Source organism: Pseudomonas sp. 5P_5.1_Bac1, from assembly GCF_025466015.1.
Lineage (GTDB): Bacteria > Pseudomonadota > Gammaproteobacteria > Pseudomonadales > Pseudomonadaceae > Aquipseudomonas.
The window spans coordinates 16285-32723 of the sequence record NZ_JANLNX010000036.1; the positions used below are offsets into that span (position 1 = coordinate 16285).

Consider the following 16439-nt stretch of genomic DNA (forward strand, 5'->3'; position numbering starts at 1 on the left):
TTGTCGTTCCAAGGCTTGCGCTCGTCGTTTTCCGAAAAAAGGTCTCACGGAGGCGACAAAATCGGGTATAGTGCGCGCCGGTCTTTCAACGGACCTCGTTCAAGTCGTGCAATTCCCGAAGTCAGCTTCGGCTGCGCGTCCGCATCGCGGACTCTTCTTGGACGTTCTTTTATCTTCAATCGTTTTCGCAAATCCCCGCCGACAAAGCTGCCAGGGTGACCTTCGGGTCTTACAAGGCATGTGCAGCTTTGGAGCATGGGTCTTTGCGGATGCACTTAGAGGCAGACCCATGACCCAGGAAATCGGCGGCTTCGCCGCTCTCAATCTTCACCCAAGTATTGTTGCCGCCGTAATCGCTACTGGCTACGAAGAGCCTTCGGCCATTCAGCAACAATCCATCCCGATCATTCTCGCCGGTCATGACATGATCGGCCAGGCGCAGACCGGTACCGGCAAAACCGCCGCTTTCGCTCTGCCCATCCTGAATCGTATCGACCCGAGCAAGCGCGAGCCGCAAGCCCTGATCCTGGCGCCAACCCGTGAGTTGGCGCTGCAAGTAGCCACCGCTTTTGAAACCTACGCCAAGCAGATGCCGGGCGTTACCGTGGTGGCTGTATATGGTGGTGCCCCGATGGGCCCACAACTCAAAGCAATCCGCAACGGCGCGCAAATCGTCGTCGCTACCCCTGGCCGTCTGTGCGACCACCTGCGTCGCGACGAGAAAGTCCTGGCTACCGTGAACCACCTGGTTCTCGACGAAGCCGACGAAATGCTGAAACTGGGCTTCATGGATGACCTGGAAGTCATCTTCAAGGCCATGCCGGAAAGCCGTCAGACCGTTCTGTTCTCGGCCACCCTGCCGGCCTCGATCCGTGCCATCGCCGAGCGCCACCTGCGCGAGCCGAAGCACGTCAAGATCCAGACCAAGACCCAGACCGTAACTGCCATCGAGCAGGCTCACCTGATGGTCCACGCCGACCAGAAGGTTTCCGCCGTCCTGCGTCTGCTGGAAGTCGAGGAATTCGACGCGCTGATCGCTTTCGTGCGCACCAAGCAGGCCACCCTGGATCTGGCGAGCGCTCTTGAAGCCAAAGGCTACAAGGCTGCTGCACTGAACGGTGACATCGCCCAGAACCAGCGTGAGCGCGTTATCGACTCGCTCAAGGATGGTCGCCTGGACATCGTCGTCGCTACCGACGTCGCTGCCCGTGGTCTGGACGTACCGCGCATCACTCACGTGTTCAACGTTGACATGCCGTACGACCCGGAATCCTACGTTCACCGTATCGGCCGTACTGGCCGTGCCGGTCGCGAAGGCCGTGCCCTGCTGCTGGTCACTCCACGTGAGCGCCGCATGCTGCAGGTGATCGAGCGTGTTACCGGTCAGAAAGTTGCCGAAGTTCGCCTGCCGAACGGTCAGGCCGTTCTTGATGCCCGCATCAAGAAACTGACCAACAGCCTGGCGCCGCTGGTTGCTGACGCTGAATCGACCCATGGTGATCTGCTGGATCGCCTGACCGCCGATATCGGTTGCAGCCCACGTGCCCTGGCCGCTGCGCTGCTGCGCAAGGCCACCAACGGTCAGGCCCTGACCCTGGAAGCTGTAGAGAAAGAGCAGCCGCTGGTTCCGACCTCCGCTCCGCGCGAGCGTACCGGTGAGCGTTCGGAGCGTGGCGAGCGTGAGCGTCGTGCGCCGATCCCGCTGGGTGAAGGCCGTGCGCGTTGCCGTACCGCTCTGGGTGCTCGCGACGGTATCGCCGCGAAGAACCTGCTGGGCGCGATCCTCAACGAAGGCGGCTTGGCCCGTGAAGCTATCGGTCGCATCCAGGTGCGCGACAGCTTCAGCCTGGTTGAACTGCCGGAAGATGGTCTGGAGCGTCTGCTGACCAAGCTCAAGGACACCCGCGTTGCCGGCAAGCAGTTGAAGCTGCGCCGTTATCGCGAAGACTGATCCGCGAGTGAATAAAAAATCCCCGACTGGTTCGGGGATTTTTTTTGCCTGTGAGATGACGGAAGGTTGGGCAAGGTCAATCGAAGCGGTAGATGTCCATTCCCAGCGCACCTAGCGTAAAGCCCTGGTGTTCGATGCCGAATCGTTCACCCGCGGCCCGGGCGAAGTACAACGGCAGCAAGTGCTCATCGCTCGGATGGTTGCGCACGGCAAAGGGCGCCTGGCGCCGATAGTCGAGCAGAGCGGCGCTATCATTGGCTGTCAGTTTTTCCACCATCCAGTCACGAAACGCCAGCGCCCAGGGCGCGGCGCCGTTATCCCTGGCGCGCCAGTCCAGCTCGCCCAGGTTGTGAGTGATGCTGCCGGAGCCGATCAACAACACGCCTTCTTTCCGCAGCGGGGCCAGGGCACGACCCACGCGCTCCTGGAAGGCCGGGCCGAGCAGGCTGGGCAGGGAAACCTGCACCACCGGAATATCGGCCGCCGGGTACATCAGCGACAGCGGTACCCAGGCACCGTGGTCGAACGGGCGCTTTGGATCGAGGCCGGTGGGCAGGCCGGCGTCTGCAAGCATCGCGACCAGGCGCTCAGCCAGTACGGGCTCGCCGGGCGCCGGGTACTGCACGGCGTACAGCGCTTGTGGAAAACCACCGAAGTCATGCCAGGTGGCGGGATTTGGGGCGCTGGTCACCCAGAGGTCGTGGCTTTCCCAGTGTGCCGACACCACCACGATGGCTTTTGGCCGAGGCAGTTCGGCAGTCAGCCGGGCCAGGGCCGGACCGCTTTCGCCCGGTTCCAGGGCCAGCATGGGGGATCCGTGGGAAATGAACAGGCTGGGGAGCATCTCGGAAGTCCTGAGGGTTATGATGGCCACCATCTTCAGGCAGATCATTGATCTAAATCTAATATAAGTTTTCGCAGTATTTGATCGAATTATTCGAGGTCGGCATGCACGCGGATTTTTGGCACAAGCGCTGGGAGCGCAACCAGATCGGTTTCCATCAGGAGCAGGTCAATTCCTATCTGGCGCAGTACTGGCCGTCACTGGGTATCAACGCCGGTGGGCGGGTGCTGGTGCCGCTGTGTGGCAAAAGCCTGGATCTGGCCTGGCTGGCGGGGCAGGGGCTGCGGGTGCTGGGGGTGGAGTTGTCGCAGCGTGCCGTGGAGGACTTTTTTGCCGAGCAGCAACTGGAGCCTGAGCGCTTCGAGCATGGCGCCTTCACTTGCTATCGCAGTGAAGGCATCGAGCTCTGGTGCGGAGACTTTTTCCAGTTGAGCGCCGCCGATGTGGCTGATTGCGTCGGCCTGTACGACCGCGCCGCGCTGATCGCCCTGCCGCCAGAGATGCGTGAGCGTTATGCCGCTCATCTGGCGACGATCCTGCCCGCTGGTTGTGGCGCCGTGCTGGTGACCATGGACTACGATCAGTCGCAGCTGGACGGGCCTCCGTTCGCCGTCACCGATGAGGAGGTGCGGAGACTGTACACGCCGCGCTGGCAGATCCTCGCCGAGGACGAGCAGGACATTCTCGGTCAGAGTTGGAAGTTTCTGCAGGCGGGTGTCAGTCGTTTGCTGGAGCGGGTTTACGTGCTGCGGGGCTGAATCGGCAGTGAAAAAAAGGGCGACCCTTGTGGTCGCCCTTTTTCGTTGCGGTGTCGCTTAGCCGCGACGGCGCAGTGCTTCGATGCGTTCTTCCAGCGGCGGGTGGCTCATCAGCAGGCCAGCCAGACCCTGCTTCAGACCGCCATTGATACCGAAGGCGTTCAGGGTGCTTGGCATTTGCACCGGTATGCCCTGTTCCGAGCGCAGGCGTTGCAGCGCGCTGATCATCGCGCCCGTGCCGGCGAGTCGGGCACCTGCGTCGTCGGCGCGGTATTCGCGTTTGCGCGAGAACCACATGACGATGATGCTGGCGAGGATGCCCAGGATCAGTTCGGCAACGATGGTCGCGACATAGTAGGCAATGCCCTGGCCTTCTTCGTTCTTGAAGATCACCTTGTCGACGAAGTTGCCGATGATCCGCGCGAAGAACATCACGAAGGTGTTCACCACGCCTTGCACCAGCGCCATGGTCACCATGTCGCCGTTGGCGACGTGGCCGATCTCGTGGGCCAGCACTGCACGGACTTCGTCGCGCGAGAAGCGCTCCAGCAAGCCCTGGCTGACCGCGACCAGCGCGTCGTTGCGGTTCCAGCCGGTAGCGAAGGCGTTGGCCTCGTAGGCCGGGAAGATACCCACCTCCGGCATCTTGATACCGGCATTGCGCGACAGCTCCTCGACGGTCTGCAGCAGCCATTGCTCATGACCGGTGCGCGGCTGGGTGATGATCTGGGTGCCAGTGCTCATCTTCGCCATCCACTTCGAGATGAGCAGCGAGATCAGCGAGCCGGCGAAGCCGAACACCGCACAGAACACCAGCAGTTGATCGAGCTTGAGGTCAACCCCGTTTGCCGCCATGAACCCATTGAAGCCGAACAGGCTCAGGGTGATGCTGGCGACCAACACGACCGCAAGGTTAGTGGCCACAAACAGCAAAATGCGCATCATGGTTGTTACGTTCTCCTGACGGATAGATATGTAGCGTATGCGGGTATATAAGGTGCGCGCCTTTGGGATTCAACCGAGCGACTATTTCAAACTGTGTACATGTCAGGGAGACGGACACACCAATCCAACCCGCGGTCCAGAGCCGCAGGTAGGAAAGGGGGAAGTGATAGGGGAAAGTACCTGCGCCTTTTCAGACACAGGTATGACTGTAGGCTACTGCTGATAAGTCTTCAGGAAATTTCCGATGCGACCGATGGCCTGCTCAAGATCGTCGACGCGCGGCAAGGTCACCACGCGGAAGTGGTCCGGCCACGGCCAGTTGAAGGCGGTGCCCTGGACGATCAACAGTTTTTCCGAGAGCAGCAGGTCGAGGGCGAATTTCTCGTCGTTCAGGATCGGACAGACTTTCGGGTCGATCCGCGGGAACGCATAAAGCGCACCCATCGGCTTGACGCAACTGACGCCCGGGATGTCGTTGAGCAGTTCCCAGGTACGGTTGCGCTGTTCCAGCAGGCGGCCTTGCGGCAGGACCAGGTCGTTGATGCTCTGGTAACCGCCAAGGGCGGTCTGGATGGCGTGCTGGGACGGCACGTTGGCGCACAAACGCATGTTGGCCAGGATGTCGAGGCCTTCGATGTAGCTCTGGGCGTGCTGCTTGGGCCCGGAGATGATCAGCCAACCGGAGCGGAAACCGGCCACGCGGTAGGACTTGGACAGGCCGTTGAAGGTCAGGCAGAGCAGGTCAGGCGCCAGGGATGCGCTGCTGATGTGTATGGCTTCGTCGTAGAGGATCTTGTCGTAGATCTCGTCGGAGAACACCACCAGGTTGTGCTGGCGCGCCAGTTCAAGCATGCCCAGCAGCACTTCGCGAGAGTACACGGAGCCGGTGGGGTTGTTCGGGTTGATGATCACCATGGCCTTGGTGTTTGGGGTGATCTTGGCCTTGATGTCTTCCAGGTCAGGGAACCAGTCGGCCTGCTCGTCGCACAGGTAATGCACCGGCCGGCCGCCGGCCAGGCTGACCGCAGCGGTCCACAGCGGGTAGTCCGGGGCCGGGATCAGCACTTCGTCGCCATTGTTGAGCAGGGCCTGCATCGACATCACGATCAGTTCGGAAACGCCGTTGCCGAGGTAGATGTCCTCGATGCCGACACCGTCGATCTGCTTCTGCTGGCAGTACTGCATGACCGCCTTGCGGGCGCTGAACAGGCCTTTGGAGTCGCTGTAGCCCTGGGCGGTCGGCAGATTGCGGATCACATCCTGGAGAATTTCTTCTGGCGCCTCGAAGCCAAAGGGCGCGGGGTTGCCGATATTCAGCTTGAGGATACGATGGCCTTCCTCTTCCAGTCGCTTGGCGTGCTTGAGCACCGGGCCGCGAATGTCATAGCAGACGTTGGCGAGCTTGTTCGATTTGCTGACCTGCATGATGTGATCCCGTTTGGAAAAGATCGCCGCGCACTGCGCTTTGAAAAGGTTTGAAATGCGAGTAACGCGGGTGCCAGACTGACGCCTGAATTGAGGCGCAATAATACGTGCCACCCGTACAGACGAAAAGAAGCTGCACGGGCTTTTTGATTTGCCGAGGCCTGCACATGCAAAAGTTAGAGAAAACCCTTGAAGAATGGCGTGCGATGCTCGACCCCGATCAGTATCAGGTTTGTCGCCTGAAAGGTACCGAGCGCCCGTTCAGCGGCAAGTACAACGCGACCCGGACCGATGGCGTCTACCATTGCATCTGCTGCCAGGCCCCACTGTTCGATTCCAAGGCAAAATTCGACTCCGGCTGTGGCTGGCCGAGCTTCTACGAGCCGATCGAAGACAGCGCGATGATCGAGATACGTGATACCTCCCACGGGATGATCCGTACCGAAGTCACCTGTGCCCAGTGTGATGCCCATTTGGGTCATGTATTCCCCGACGGACCGCCACCCACCGGCCTGCGTTACTGCATCAACTCGGTGTGCCTGGACCTGGTACCGCGCTGAAAACGCGTTCATTCAATTAAGGAGCGATGTGAATGGCTGGTGAATTGCTGAATATCCCCTGCACCACCATCAAGGGTGAGCAGAAGACCCTGGCGGACTTTCCCGCCAAGGCGGTGTTGGTCGTCAATACCGCCAGCCAATGCGGTTTCACACCCCAGTACAAGGGGCTCGAAGCGCTTTGGCAACACTATCGCGAGCAGGGCCTGGTGGTGCTGGGTTTCCCTTGCAATCAGTTCGGCAAGCAGGAGCCGGGTGACGAGACGGCCATTTCGCAGTTCTGCGAGCTGAACTTCGGGGTCAGCTTCCCGCTGTTCAGGAAGGTCGACGTCAATGGCGCCGATGCCCATCCGCTGTTCGTCGAGTTGAAAAAGCGCGCGCCTGGCCTGTTGGGCTCGAAGGGGGTCAAGTGGAACTTCACCAAGTTCCTCCTCGATCCGCGAACCGGCACCGTCTCCCGTTATTCGCCCACCACCAAGCCTGATGCCCTGAGCGCCGATATCGAGGCGCTGCTCAAATAATGACCGGCGGCACCCAATGGTCGATCACGGCCAGCAGTTCCTCGCGGCGGAACGGCTTCGCCAGATAGTCGTTCATTCCCGCCGCCCGGCAGCGCTCGCGCTCTTCGGGCATGGCGTTGGCTGTGAGGGCCACGATCGGCAGGTTCGGCCAGCGTCCGCTTTGGCGGATGCGCCGGCTGGCTTCGTAGCCATCCATCACCGGCATGTTGCAGTCCATCAGTACCAGATCAAAACTCCCGTGTTCCAGTTGCTCCAGGGCATCGGCGCCGTGTGCGGCGACGCTCACCTCGCAGCCGAGCTTGCCCAGCATGCCCTTGGCCACCAGTTGGTTGACCGGGTTGTCCTCGACCAGCAGGATCCGTGCCCGGCGCACGCTGGCGGGTTTTTCGGCTTGTTTGGTGGGGGCGCCTTCATCGACGCGCGAAAGCACCCGGCGCAGTGCCTGATACAACGCGCTCCGGGCCAGGGGACGGGCCTGTTGCTGTAGCGGGGCGAGGCTGGTGGCCTGGTCGCCGGGCAGGAAATTGCCGTAGGCAGTGATCAGCAGGATTGGCGCCTTGATGGCCGGGCGCAGGCTCATCAGGCTGTCCAGATCGTCGGTAATCAGCAGGTCCGGGTTGCTGTCGCCAAGCTCGTCGATACGATCGTGCCGCTGATAATTCACGCCCCAGCGCGGCAGCAGGGTTTGCAGCAACTCGGCCAGCCCGCTGTTGGCGCTGCTGAGGGCGATCACGTTGCCGTGGAGGCGCTCGTAGGTGACGGCGCCGGTATGGCTCGGCAGTGGCAGTTCCGCGCTGAACTGGCTGCCGAAACCGCTTTCGGAACTGATGCTCAGGCGTCCCTGCATGGCTTCGCAGAGGTTGTTGGTCAGGGTCAGGCCCAGGCCTGTGCCGCCGTATTGGCGGGTAATTCCGGCGGCGGCCTGGATGAAGGGCTGGAAAATCCTGGTCTGGGCTTCCGGGGCGATGCCGATGCCGGTGTCACAGACATCGATGCGCACGCCGCCATTGTAGGTGCTCAGGCGCACATCCACCCGTCCGAAGCGGGTGAACTTGAGGGCGTTGGACAGCAGGTTGCTGACGATCTGCCTGACCCGGGTCGGGTCGCCGAGCACCATGGCGGGGAATGTCGGGTCGATCAGGCACGTCAGTTCGACGTTGGGCGCGGTGTTTTGCGACAGCAGGTTAGCGGTGTCTTCCACCAGGGCGCCGAGGTCGAAGGGGATTCGCTCCAGTTCAAGCTGGCCGGCGTCGAACTTGGACAGATCAAGAATATCGTTGAGCAACTCCACCAGCACCTTGCCCGAATCATGGGCGATGGCCAGTTGTTGACGTTGTTCGGCGTTGAGCGGGCTGTCCAGCGACAGCGCGATCATGCCGAGCAGGCCGTTCAGCGGTGTGCGGATTTCATGGCTCATATTGGCCAGGAAGGCGGCGCGGGCCTGGGCCATGTCCAGCGCGCGTCGTCGCGCGTCTTCCAGTTCCTCGTTGGACTGGCTCAGGCGCGTGTTGCTGGCCTTCAGTTCGTCGGTGCGGGCGGAAACAATGTTTTCCAGTTCGTTGAGGTATTCGGTCAGGCGGTTCTCGGCATTGCGCCGCTGCTTGATCTCGGTGGCCATGGTGACGAACTGCTGGTTGGCGACCTTGACCAGCACGCCGATCTCATCATGCTCATGGCCGACGGGGAAGGGCAGCTTGCCCTGGTTGGGGTCGTGCGGGTCACTGCTGCTCAGGGAACTGATCACCCGCACCAATGGCTTGGTCAGCATCATATAGAAGAGCGCGAGGAGAATGCCGGTCAGCACCAGGCTGCGCACGAAGCCGTTGAGCAGCGTCACTTCGGCCCGTTTGAGGAAGCGGCTGCCGAAGGCGAAGGTGTCGACATCCAGGTACAGCGTGCCGAGGTATTCGTCCGGCATGTGGCTGAGATACAGGCGATTCTTGAACTGGCGGTTGTTGCCAAACAGGAAGTCGCTGAAAACGCGGTAAGCGCTTTCCTGGCGAGGGCGCTGCATGTCGGCGAGGACCGTGTCGTTGTTGTCGACCAGTTGGGCGCGGATGATGGCGGGCGATTGCAGCAGGCCGAGGGTCAGCTCCTGGGCCAGCTCGGCGTCGATGTTGTAGGCGATGCGCGAAGCGGTGTTGTGGCTGATATCCAGCAATGCCTGCATCTCGCGGTTGATGGAGGCGTCTTCGCTGGCATAATCGATCCCGATCTGGATGAAACTGAGCAATGTCCCCAGGATGAAGCCGACGAGGACTGTCAACCGGGCTTGCTTGTACGACAGGCGATTGGTGAACTTGATATCCATGGTCCCGAGCCAGTTCCACATTCCATGCGCTGCGCAAGCATAGCCGATCAACCCCGGCTGCTGGCATGTACTGTCGCACATTCAGCTTGCTCCTTTTCGCCTGAATATGACTTGAGGAATTCTCGTGGACCCTCGTTTGACCGCATTTCTCGAACGTGCCGAAAGTGTCCTGGCCCGCCTCGAACCGCTGTTGCCGGCGCTGCGCCCGGAAATCGACTGGAGCCGCTGCCTGGCGGCGCGTTGGCAGCGCGATGGGCGCAGCGGTTACCTGTCGCCGCTGGAAGTGAGCCTGGACATTCGGTTGTCTGACCTGATCGGGGTCGATCAGCAGCGCGACCAGCTCGGGCGCAACACCCGCCAGTTTCTCGATGGCGTGCCCGCCAACCACGCGCTGCTGTGGGGCTCGCGCGGCACCGGTAAATCCTCGTTGGTCCGTGCGCTGCTGGCCGAGCACGCCGACGCCGGTTTGCGTCTGATCGAGATCGAGCGTGATCACCTCGCGGACCTGCCGCGGGTGGTGGAGCAATTGCACATGTTGCCGCAGCGTTTCGTGCTGTTCTGCGACGACCTGTCGTTCGAGGCCGGCGAGGGCGATTACCGGGTGCTCAAGAGCGTGCTGGACGGCTCGCTCGAACAGGCCCCGGATAATGTGCTGCTGTACGCCACCTCCAACCGCCGGCACCTGGTGCCGGAGAAACAGAGCGACAACGAAAACTGGAAGATGGTGGATGGCGAACTGCACCCCAGCGAGGCGGTAGAAGACAAGATCGCCTTGTCTGACCGTTTCGGCCTGTGGTTGTCGTTCTATCCGTTTACCCAGGAGCATTTCCTCAATGTGGTCGAGCACTGGATCCGCGAACTGGCCAAGGGGCCGGGTCTGGTCTGGGCGCGCGACGAGGACCTGGAAAAGGCCGCAATTCGCTGGGCAACCGGTCGCGGTAATCGAAATGGCCGCTGTGCCTACCAGTTCGCCCGCTACTGGGTCGGACTCAAACTGCTGGAGCAACACAAATGATCGACTTGAATGCGGCGGGAGCGGGGCTTGGCGGCTACGCGCTGCTGGCGGCGCAACTGGACGCCTTGCTCTCGGGCGAGCGTGACTTCATCGCCAATGCCGCACAGTTTTCCGCGTTCCTCTATAACCAGGTCGATGACCTGAACTGGGCGGGCTTCTACCTCAATCGCGATGGCGAACTGGTGCTGGGGCCTTTCCAGGGCCAGGTCGCCTGTGTGCGAATCGCTTTCGGCCGGGGTGTGTGCGGCGCCGCCGCTGCCAGTCTGCAGACCCAACGTGTCGAGGATGTCCATGCGTTTCCCGGGCATATCGCCTGCGACAGCGCGTCGAACAGTGAGTTGGTGATTCCTCTGGTCAAGGACGGGCGCCTGATTGGCGTGCTGGATCTGGACAGTCCGAAGCTCGCACGCTTTACCGTCGAGGATCAGGCGGGGCTGGAGCATCTGGCGGGGATTTTCCTGCAGGCGACCGATTGCTGATTGGCGATTGGCGGAAACGGAAGAGGGGCCATTGCGGCCCCTCTTTCTTTGTATCTGATGTTCTCAGTCGTAGATGACTTTCTTCTTCCAGTTTTCTTCTTCGTCCGTCTTCAGGCCTTCGGTCAGTGCGTTGACGTCGCTCTCGGTCGGCTCGATGGTGTCCAGCACCATGGCATTGGCGCGGGCCAGAAGCTTTTCCATGTATTCCAGTTGTTCGCGGTACTGCGCGGGCTCCGGCTGCTTGCGCAGGTATTGCACGCCGCGTTCGAAAGCGAGGCGGGCGTGCCCGGGCTGGTTTTGCTGCAAGGCGGCCTGACCCAGGTTATTGAAGAACTCGATATGCAGCTTGACCAGGATGTGGCGGATTTCCTTGACCCAGTACTTGGCTTCGTTGGTGGCCAGGAAGCCTTCCTGGCAGGCGCGTACGACCTGGCTGTGCAGAGCTTCCAGAAGGAAGCGGATATCCTTGGCGCGGGCTTCGGTCTGGATCGGGCCGGGCGGGTTGCTGACCGGCAGCGATTCGCCCTGGGCGATCAGGGCTTCCAGCTCGGCGATACGGCTCTGGATATTGCTGTTGTGCTTGTCCAGCGACAGTTGGCGCTGGTTGAGGTTGAGTTCAAGGCGAGTCAGCAGCAGCTTGAGCGCCGGCGTCATCAACTGGCCCGGGAACGTTTCGGTGATCTCGCCACAACGCCGCAAGCGTTCGGCCAGCTCGACTTTCAGTCGCGCCCGCTCCAGCTTGTTGTTCTCGACTACGTTATTCAGATAGCCGATCACGATGAGTAAGGCGATACCCGCCACGATAAGCAGGGTAATCAATAGTGGTGTCACCGTTCACGCCTCGTCAGTCAGGGTTACCGATTGAGTGTAGTGGCTTCCCTATTGCCCGGATAGAGCAGTTTGGCGGAAGCCGGAGGAGGATTGATGGCAATTTGCCCTGTGTCACACTTGGGCAATTGTTTTACCGTCCTTTCCTCTATCGGCAGCGACGGCTGGAAGAATAGGGCGGGCGGCTTGCCCGGGCGGTCCTAAACACGGCGAAGTCATTGATTTAAATAAATTTCTAATTGGGGGTTGACGACCTTTCAAAGCATCCCTAGAATGCGCGCCACTTGCAGCGTAAAGCACACAGCGAAACGCGGCAGGGAGTGAAGTTGTAGCGTGTCCCCTTCGTCTAGTGGCCTAGGACACCGCCCTTTCACGGCGGTAACAGGGGTTCGAGTCCCCTAGGGGACGCCAATGCGGGAATAGCTCAGTTGGTAGAGCACGACCTTGCCAAGGTCGGGGTCGCGAGTTCGAGTCTCGTTTCCCGCTCCAGTTTACAAAGGCGTTGCTTAACGGCAGGGCTTGTAAAGAAATCCAGGGTTCAATCTTCAGGATTAAACTCTGGTCACTGAAACATGCGATGCATGTTTTGGGCAGAGTCCCCTTCGTCTAGTGGCCTAGGACACCGCCCTTTCACGGCGGTAACAGGGGTTCGAGTCCCCTAGGGGACGCCAATATGCGGGAATAGCTCAGTTGGTAGAGCACGACCTTGCCAAGGTCGGGGTCGCGAGTTCGAGTCTCGTTTCCCGCTCCAAATATGGTGCTACAGGATTCAATCGAGTCCTGTAGCCAAGAAAAAAGGACCTTCGGGTCCTTTTTTCGTTTCTGCGGAAAAATCCATTCACGTCCAGCGGGCCCGAAAGCGGGCTTCGTCGTTGTGTGCCATCAAGCATTCAGGCAAAAAAAACGCCGCTTCAATGAGCGGCGTCTTTATCAGTGCTTGCTGTCGTTGAGCGACATGCTCAGCAGTTGTTTTTCCTGGTTCCAGTCAAACGGCTCTTCATTCTGTTCGGCATCGTAGCGGCGTTCTTCCAGGGCCTGGTACAGGTCCAGTTCGTCGTCCGGCATGAAATGCAGGCAATCACCGCCAAAGAACCACAACAGGTCGCGCGGTACCAGGTGGGCGATCTGTGGATAACGTTGAATGACCTGGCACATCAGGTCCTGGCCCAGGTACTGGCTTTCCAGCGGATCGTGGGGCAGTTGCTCCAGCAGATCGTCGAAGCGTTCGAGGAACAGGCCGTGACTTTCCTCCGGCACTTGTTCGGCTTCGCCCAGGGCGACGAGGATGCTGCGCAGGTGGTTGAGCAGGGCGAGATGGTAGTCCAGGTGTGCATTGGCCATGCTGGCGATCCTCTAAAGCAAAAACGGGCGCGGGAGTATACGGCTCCCGACGCCCGATGTCCCGGTCGGATTGTGCTCAGCGCACCTTGCCTTCGACAGGCAACAACTCCTCCTTGGCGAAGGCATCGACGTCGATCACGCGTCTGCGTGCGGTTTCGGCGGCGTGCAACTGACTGGCTTGCTCGGCATCAAGGACGCCCGCTCGCACGGCCGCGTCGATCAACGGTTCGCCGGCCTCCACGGTCAGTTCGCCATTTTTCAGGGCGTGGCGTAACTGTTTGTGCAATGCGGCGCTGTCGGCAAGCAGTTGGCAGGCGTGCTGCAGGGCACCCACCGGATCCTGCGCATCGGTCGGGCGATAACAGCCGGCGAGCAAGGCTTCCAGGGTCGGATCGCCGGCGGCGCGGCCGATCAGTGCGGCGATTTCCGCGTCCAGTTCATCGCTGGGGCCGGTATGGCGCCGGCCGAAGGGGAACACGATCAGCCGCAAGGCGCCGCCGAGCAGGCGACTCGGGAAGTTATCAAGCAGGCGGTCCAGAGCTTTCTCCGCCTGGCCGAGGCTTTCTTCCATGGCCCAGCGCAGCAGCGGTTGCAGGTGTTCCGGTGAATTCAGGTCGTGATAACGCTTGAGCGCCGCCGAACTCAGGTACAGATGACTGAGGACATCGCCCAGCCGTGCGGACAATCGTTCACGCCGCTTCAGCTCGCCGCCCAGCAGCATCATGCACAAATCCGCCAGCAGGGCGAAGGCCGCGGCCTGGCGATTGAGTGCGCGGAAATAGCCCTGGCTCAGAGCGTCACCCGGCGTTTTTTCAAAATGCCCCAGCCCAAGCCCGAGCACCAGCGTGCTGGCAGCATTGCCCACGGCGAAACCGATATGCCGCAGCAGCAAGGTGTCGAATTCCTTGAGCGCCTGCTCATGGTCTTCCCGTCCCGCCAGCGCCATTTCCTTGAGAACGAACGGATGGCAGCGAATTGCACCCTGGCCGAAGATCATCAGGTTGCGCGAGAGAATGTTCGCGCCTTCGACCGTGATGAAGATCGGCGCGCCTTGCCAACTGCGCCCCAGGTAATTGTTCGGGCCCATGATGATGCCCTTGCCGCCATGGATATCCATGGCGTGCTGGATGCATTCGCGGCCGCGCTCGGTCAGGTGGTACTTGAGGATCGCCGAGAGTACCGACGGCTTCTCGCCAAGGTCCACGGCTTTGGCGGTCAGAATGCGCGCGCTGTCCATCAGCCAGGCGTTGCCGCCGATGCGTGCCAGGGATTCCTGGATACCCTCGAAGGCTGCCAGCGGCACGTTGAACTGTTCACGAATCTGCGCGTATTGGCCGCTGACCAGGCTGGTGAATTTGGCTGCGCCGGTGCCTACCGCCGGCAGGGAAATCGAGCGTCCCACCGACAGGCAGTTCATCAGCATCATCCAGCCTTTGCCGAGCATGTCCTGGCCGCCAATCAGGAAATCCAGCGGCACGAACACGTCCTTGCCGGCGTTGGGGCCGTTCATGAATGCCGCGCCCAGCGGGTGGTGACGCTTGCCGATGTCGACACCGGGCGTGTCGGTCGGAATCAGCGCCAGGCTGATTCCCAACTCTTCCTTGTCACTCAACAGATGGTCGGGGTCATAAGCCTTGAAGGCGAGGCCCAGCAGAGTTGCGACCGGTCCGAGGGTGATGTAGCGCTTTTCCCAGTTCAGGCGCAGACCCAGGACTTCCTGCCCTTGCCACTGTCCTTTGCAAATGATGCCGGTGTCGGGCATGGCACCGGCATCGGACCCGGCGAGGGGACCCGTGAGGGCGAAGCAGGGGATTTCCTCGCCACGGGCGAGGCGGGGCAGGTAGTGGTTACGTTGCTCATCGGTGCCGTAGTGCAGCAGCAATTCTGCGGGGCCGAGGGAGTTGGGCACCATCACGGTGGAGGCGAGGTCGCCGCTGCGGGTGGCCAGTTTCATCGCCACCTGCGAGTGGGCGTAGGCGGAAAAGCCCTTGCCGCCGTATTCCTTGGGAATGATCAGCGCGAAGAAGCCATGTGCCTTGATATGCGCCCAGGCTTCGGCAGGCAGGTCCATGTCCTGGCCGATCTGCCAGTCGCTGACCATGGCGCAGAGTTCTTCGGTGGGGCCGTCGATGAATGCCTGTTCCTCGGCGCTCAGTTCGGCCTTTGGATAACTCAGCAGCGTGTTCCAGTCCGGGCGACCGCTGAACAGTTCGCCGTCCCACCACACGGTGCCGGCGTCGATCGCTTCGCGCTCGGTGGTCGACATGGGCGGCAGGGTGCGCTGGAACCAGTTGAACATCGGCGCGGTAAACAGCTTGCGGCGCAGGTCCGGGAGCAGCAGAGGCGCGGCGATAGCGGCCACCACCAGCAGGAGCAGGACGGTCAGCCAGCCAGGCGCCCGCGAAAAGATACCCATCGCCAGCACGTAGGCCGCGATGAGCGCCAGGGCCGGCAACGCCGGTGTCCGTCGGTGCGCCAGCCAGGCCGAGCCCAGCACGAGCACCACTAACCACAACAGCAACATAGTCTTTCCTCCTGGAAACCTTGCACGTGTCAGTACGTCCCACAGAGCGTAGCCGGCCTCTGCCGAACGGCATTGTCTGAACAGTGACAGGTTGTTGGCGGTGGAGTTCGCCGGGACTGCTCGGCGATTGCCTGGGCGTCACGCTGGAGTAGACTGGGCGTCCCTTGCAGATATCAGGATGTCGTCATGCTCAAGATCTGGGGCCGGAAGAATTCCAGCAACGTCAGGAAAGTATTGTGGTGCGCACAGGAACTGGGGCTGGATTTCCAGTCTGTGGACGCCGGTGGTGCGTTCGGGCAGGTCAATGAACCGCACTACCGCGCACTCAACCCCAATGGTCTGGTGCCGATGATCGAAGATGATGGCCTGGTGCTCTGGGAGTCCAATACCATCGTCCGCTATCTGGGCGCGAAACATGCACCGGGCACCGCCTGGTATCCGGAGGATCCGGTCGAGCGCGCCAAGGCCGACAAGTGGATGGACTGGACCACGTCGTCGCTGGCGACGCCATTTCGCCCATTGTTCTGGGGCATCCTGCGTACGCCGGAAGACCAGCGTGACTGGGTGGCGATCAATGCCGCGCACAAGACCTGCGCGCAACTGCTGTCGATTGCCGACGAGACGCTGGCGTCCCAGCCATTCCTTTCCGGCCAGGAGCCGGGGATGGGTGACATCCCCTTGGGCTGCTTCGCCTACGCCTGGTTCGAGATGCCCATCGAGCGGCCGGAGATGCGTCACCTGCGCGCCTGGTACGAGCGCCTGCGCGAGCGTCCGGCTTACCAGGCGGCGGTCATGACCGCGCTGACCTGAAAGCTTCGCTCAATGCGATAGTTATTATCGATAGGCTTGACTGTACTTGTGTGGCCGGGGCTTGCACCATGGCCCGCATTAATGCGACGGGTGCGCCCGTTCGCCGCCTGACTCACGAACAATTCCAACG

At 61.2% G+C, this 16439-nt stretch carries 12 protein-coding genes, 4 tRNA genes and 2 pseudogenes; 11 read left to right on the forward strand and 7 right to left on the reverse strand.

Features of this window, described 5'->3' with window-relative positions; translation table 11 throughout:
- The first annotated feature begins 255 nt into the window (after positions 1-255).
- Positions 256-1951: pseudogene (locus NTD82_RS05755) on the forward strand (DEAD/DEAH box helicase).
- Between the two features lie 76 nt (positions 1952-2027).
- Here NTD82_RS05755 and NTD82_RS05760 read toward each other — a convergent pair.
- Positions 2028-2795 carry a DODA-type extradiol aromatic ring-opening family dioxygenase gene (locus tag NTD82_RS05760; protein ID WP_262128056.1) on the reverse strand — a complete coding sequence of 256 codons (768 nt, stop codon included), beginning with the start codon at positions 2793-2795 and terminating at the stop codon, positions 2028-2030.
- A gap of 104 nt (positions 2796-2899) precedes the next feature.
- Between NTD82_RS05760 and NTD82_RS05765 the strand changes: the two genes are divergently transcribed.
- Entirely contained in the window at positions 2900-3553 is a 654-nt protein-coding gene (locus NTD82_RS05765; RefSeq protein WP_262128057.1) for a thiopurine S-methyltransferase, read from the forward strand.
- A gap of 57 nt (positions 3554-3610) precedes the next feature.
- Here the strand turns inward: NTD82_RS05765 and htpX are convergent, their stop codons facing one another.
- Both htpX and NTD82_RS05775 read right to left on the reverse strand, forming a co-directional pair.
- Positions 3611-4498 (reverse strand): protease HtpX, encoded by an 888-nt coding sequence (gene htpX, locus NTD82_RS05770; RefSeq protein ID WP_262128058.1) that lies wholly within the window; start codon positions 4496-4498, stop codon positions 3611-3613.
- A gap of 213 nt (positions 4499-4711) precedes the next feature.
- Positions 4712-5923: a pyridoxal phosphate-dependent aminotransferase gene (locus NTD82_RS05775; RefSeq protein WP_095155588.1), complete on the reverse strand. Its 1212-nt coding sequence runs from the start codon at positions 5921-5923 to the stop codon at positions 4712-4714.
- Positions 5924-6090: 167 nt separating this feature from the next.
- Between NTD82_RS05775 and msrB the strand changes: the two genes are divergently transcribed.
- Positions 6091-6483 (forward strand): peptide-methionine (R)-S-oxide reductase MsrB, encoded by a 393-nt coding sequence (msrB, locus tag NTD82_RS05780; RefSeq protein WP_095155589.1) that lies wholly within the window; start codon positions 6091-6093, stop codon positions 6481-6483.
- Between the two features lie 32 nt (positions 6484-6515).
- Complete coding sequence (locus NTD82_RS05785) at positions 6516-7001, forward strand: glutathione peroxidase (RefSeq protein WP_262128059.1); 486 nt, start codon at positions 6516-6518, stop codon at positions 6999-7001.
- On the opposite strand, the pseudogene NTD82_RS05790 reads toward NTD82_RS05785, so the two are convergent.
- Positions 6994-9353, reverse strand: a pseudogene (locus tag NTD82_RS05790) (response regulator). The gene NTD82_RS05785 and the pseudogene NTD82_RS05790 overlap by 8 nt on opposite strands.
- Before the next feature lie 83 nt (positions 9354-9436).
- Between NTD82_RS05790 and NTD82_RS05795 the strand changes: the two are divergent.
- Positions 9437-10327, forward strand: coding sequence for an ATP-binding protein (locus tag NTD82_RS05795; protein ID WP_262128061.1), 891 nt, complete (start codon positions 9437-9439; stop codon positions 10325-10327).
- The gene (locus NTD82_RS05800; RefSeq protein WP_262128062.1) at positions 10324-10806 is read left to right on the forward strand and encodes a GAF domain-containing protein; all 483 of its coding nucleotides are present in this window, start codon (positions 10324-10326) and stop codon (positions 10804-10806) included. The genes NTD82_RS05795 and NTD82_RS05800 overlap by 4 nt, the downstream gene beginning before the upstream one ends.
- Positions 10807-10869: 63 nt before the next feature.
- Here the strand turns inward: NTD82_RS05800 and NTD82_RS05805 are convergent, their stop codons facing one another.
- Positions 10870-11637, reverse strand: a complete 768-nt coding sequence (locus NTD82_RS05805) for a hypothetical protein (protein ID WP_095155594.1) — start codon at positions 11635-11637, stop codon at positions 10870-10872.
- Between the two features lie 332 nt (positions 11638-11969).
- On the opposite strand from NTD82_RS05805, the gene NTD82_RS05810 reads away from it, so the two are divergent.
- From NTD82_RS05810 to NTD82_RS05825, 4 genes are all read left to right on the forward strand, one after another.
- Positions 11970-12045 (forward strand) — tRNA-Glu (locus NTD82_RS05810).
- A 2-nt stretch (positions 12046-12047) separates the two neighbouring features.
- A tRNA-Gly gene (locus NTD82_RS05815) sits at positions 12048-12123 on the forward strand.
- A gap of 106 nt (positions 12124-12229) precedes the next feature.
- A tRNA-Glu gene (locus tag NTD82_RS05820) sits at positions 12230-12305 on the forward strand.
- 4 nt (positions 12306-12309) lie between these two features.
- Positions 12310-12385 (forward strand) — tRNA-Gly (locus NTD82_RS05825).
- A 179-nt stretch (positions 12386-12564) separates the two neighbouring features.
- Here the strand turns inward: NTD82_RS05825 and NTD82_RS05830 are convergent.
- Together NTD82_RS05830 and NTD82_RS05835 are read right to left on the reverse strand one after the other, a co-directional pair.
- On the reverse strand, positions 12565-12975 hold the full coding sequence (locus NTD82_RS05830) for a PA2817 family protein (RefSeq protein WP_095155595.1): 411 nt from the start codon (positions 12973-12975) through the stop codon (positions 12565-12567).
- A 76-nt stretch (positions 12976-13051) separates the two neighbouring features.
- Positions 13052-15499: an acyl-CoA dehydrogenase gene (locus NTD82_RS05835; RefSeq protein WP_262128063.1), complete on the reverse strand. Its 2448-nt coding sequence runs from the start codon at positions 15497-15499 to the stop codon at positions 13052-13054.
- A 186-nt stretch (positions 15500-15685) separates the two neighbouring features.
- On the opposite strand from NTD82_RS05835, the gene NTD82_RS05840 reads away from it, so the two are divergent.
- Positions 15686-16309 carry a glutathione S-transferase family protein gene (locus NTD82_RS05840; RefSeq protein ID WP_262128064.1) on the forward strand — a complete coding sequence of 208 codons (624 nt, stop codon included), beginning with the start codon at positions 15686-15688 and terminating at the stop codon, positions 16307-16309.
- Positions 16310-16439 lie beyond the last annotated feature (130 nt).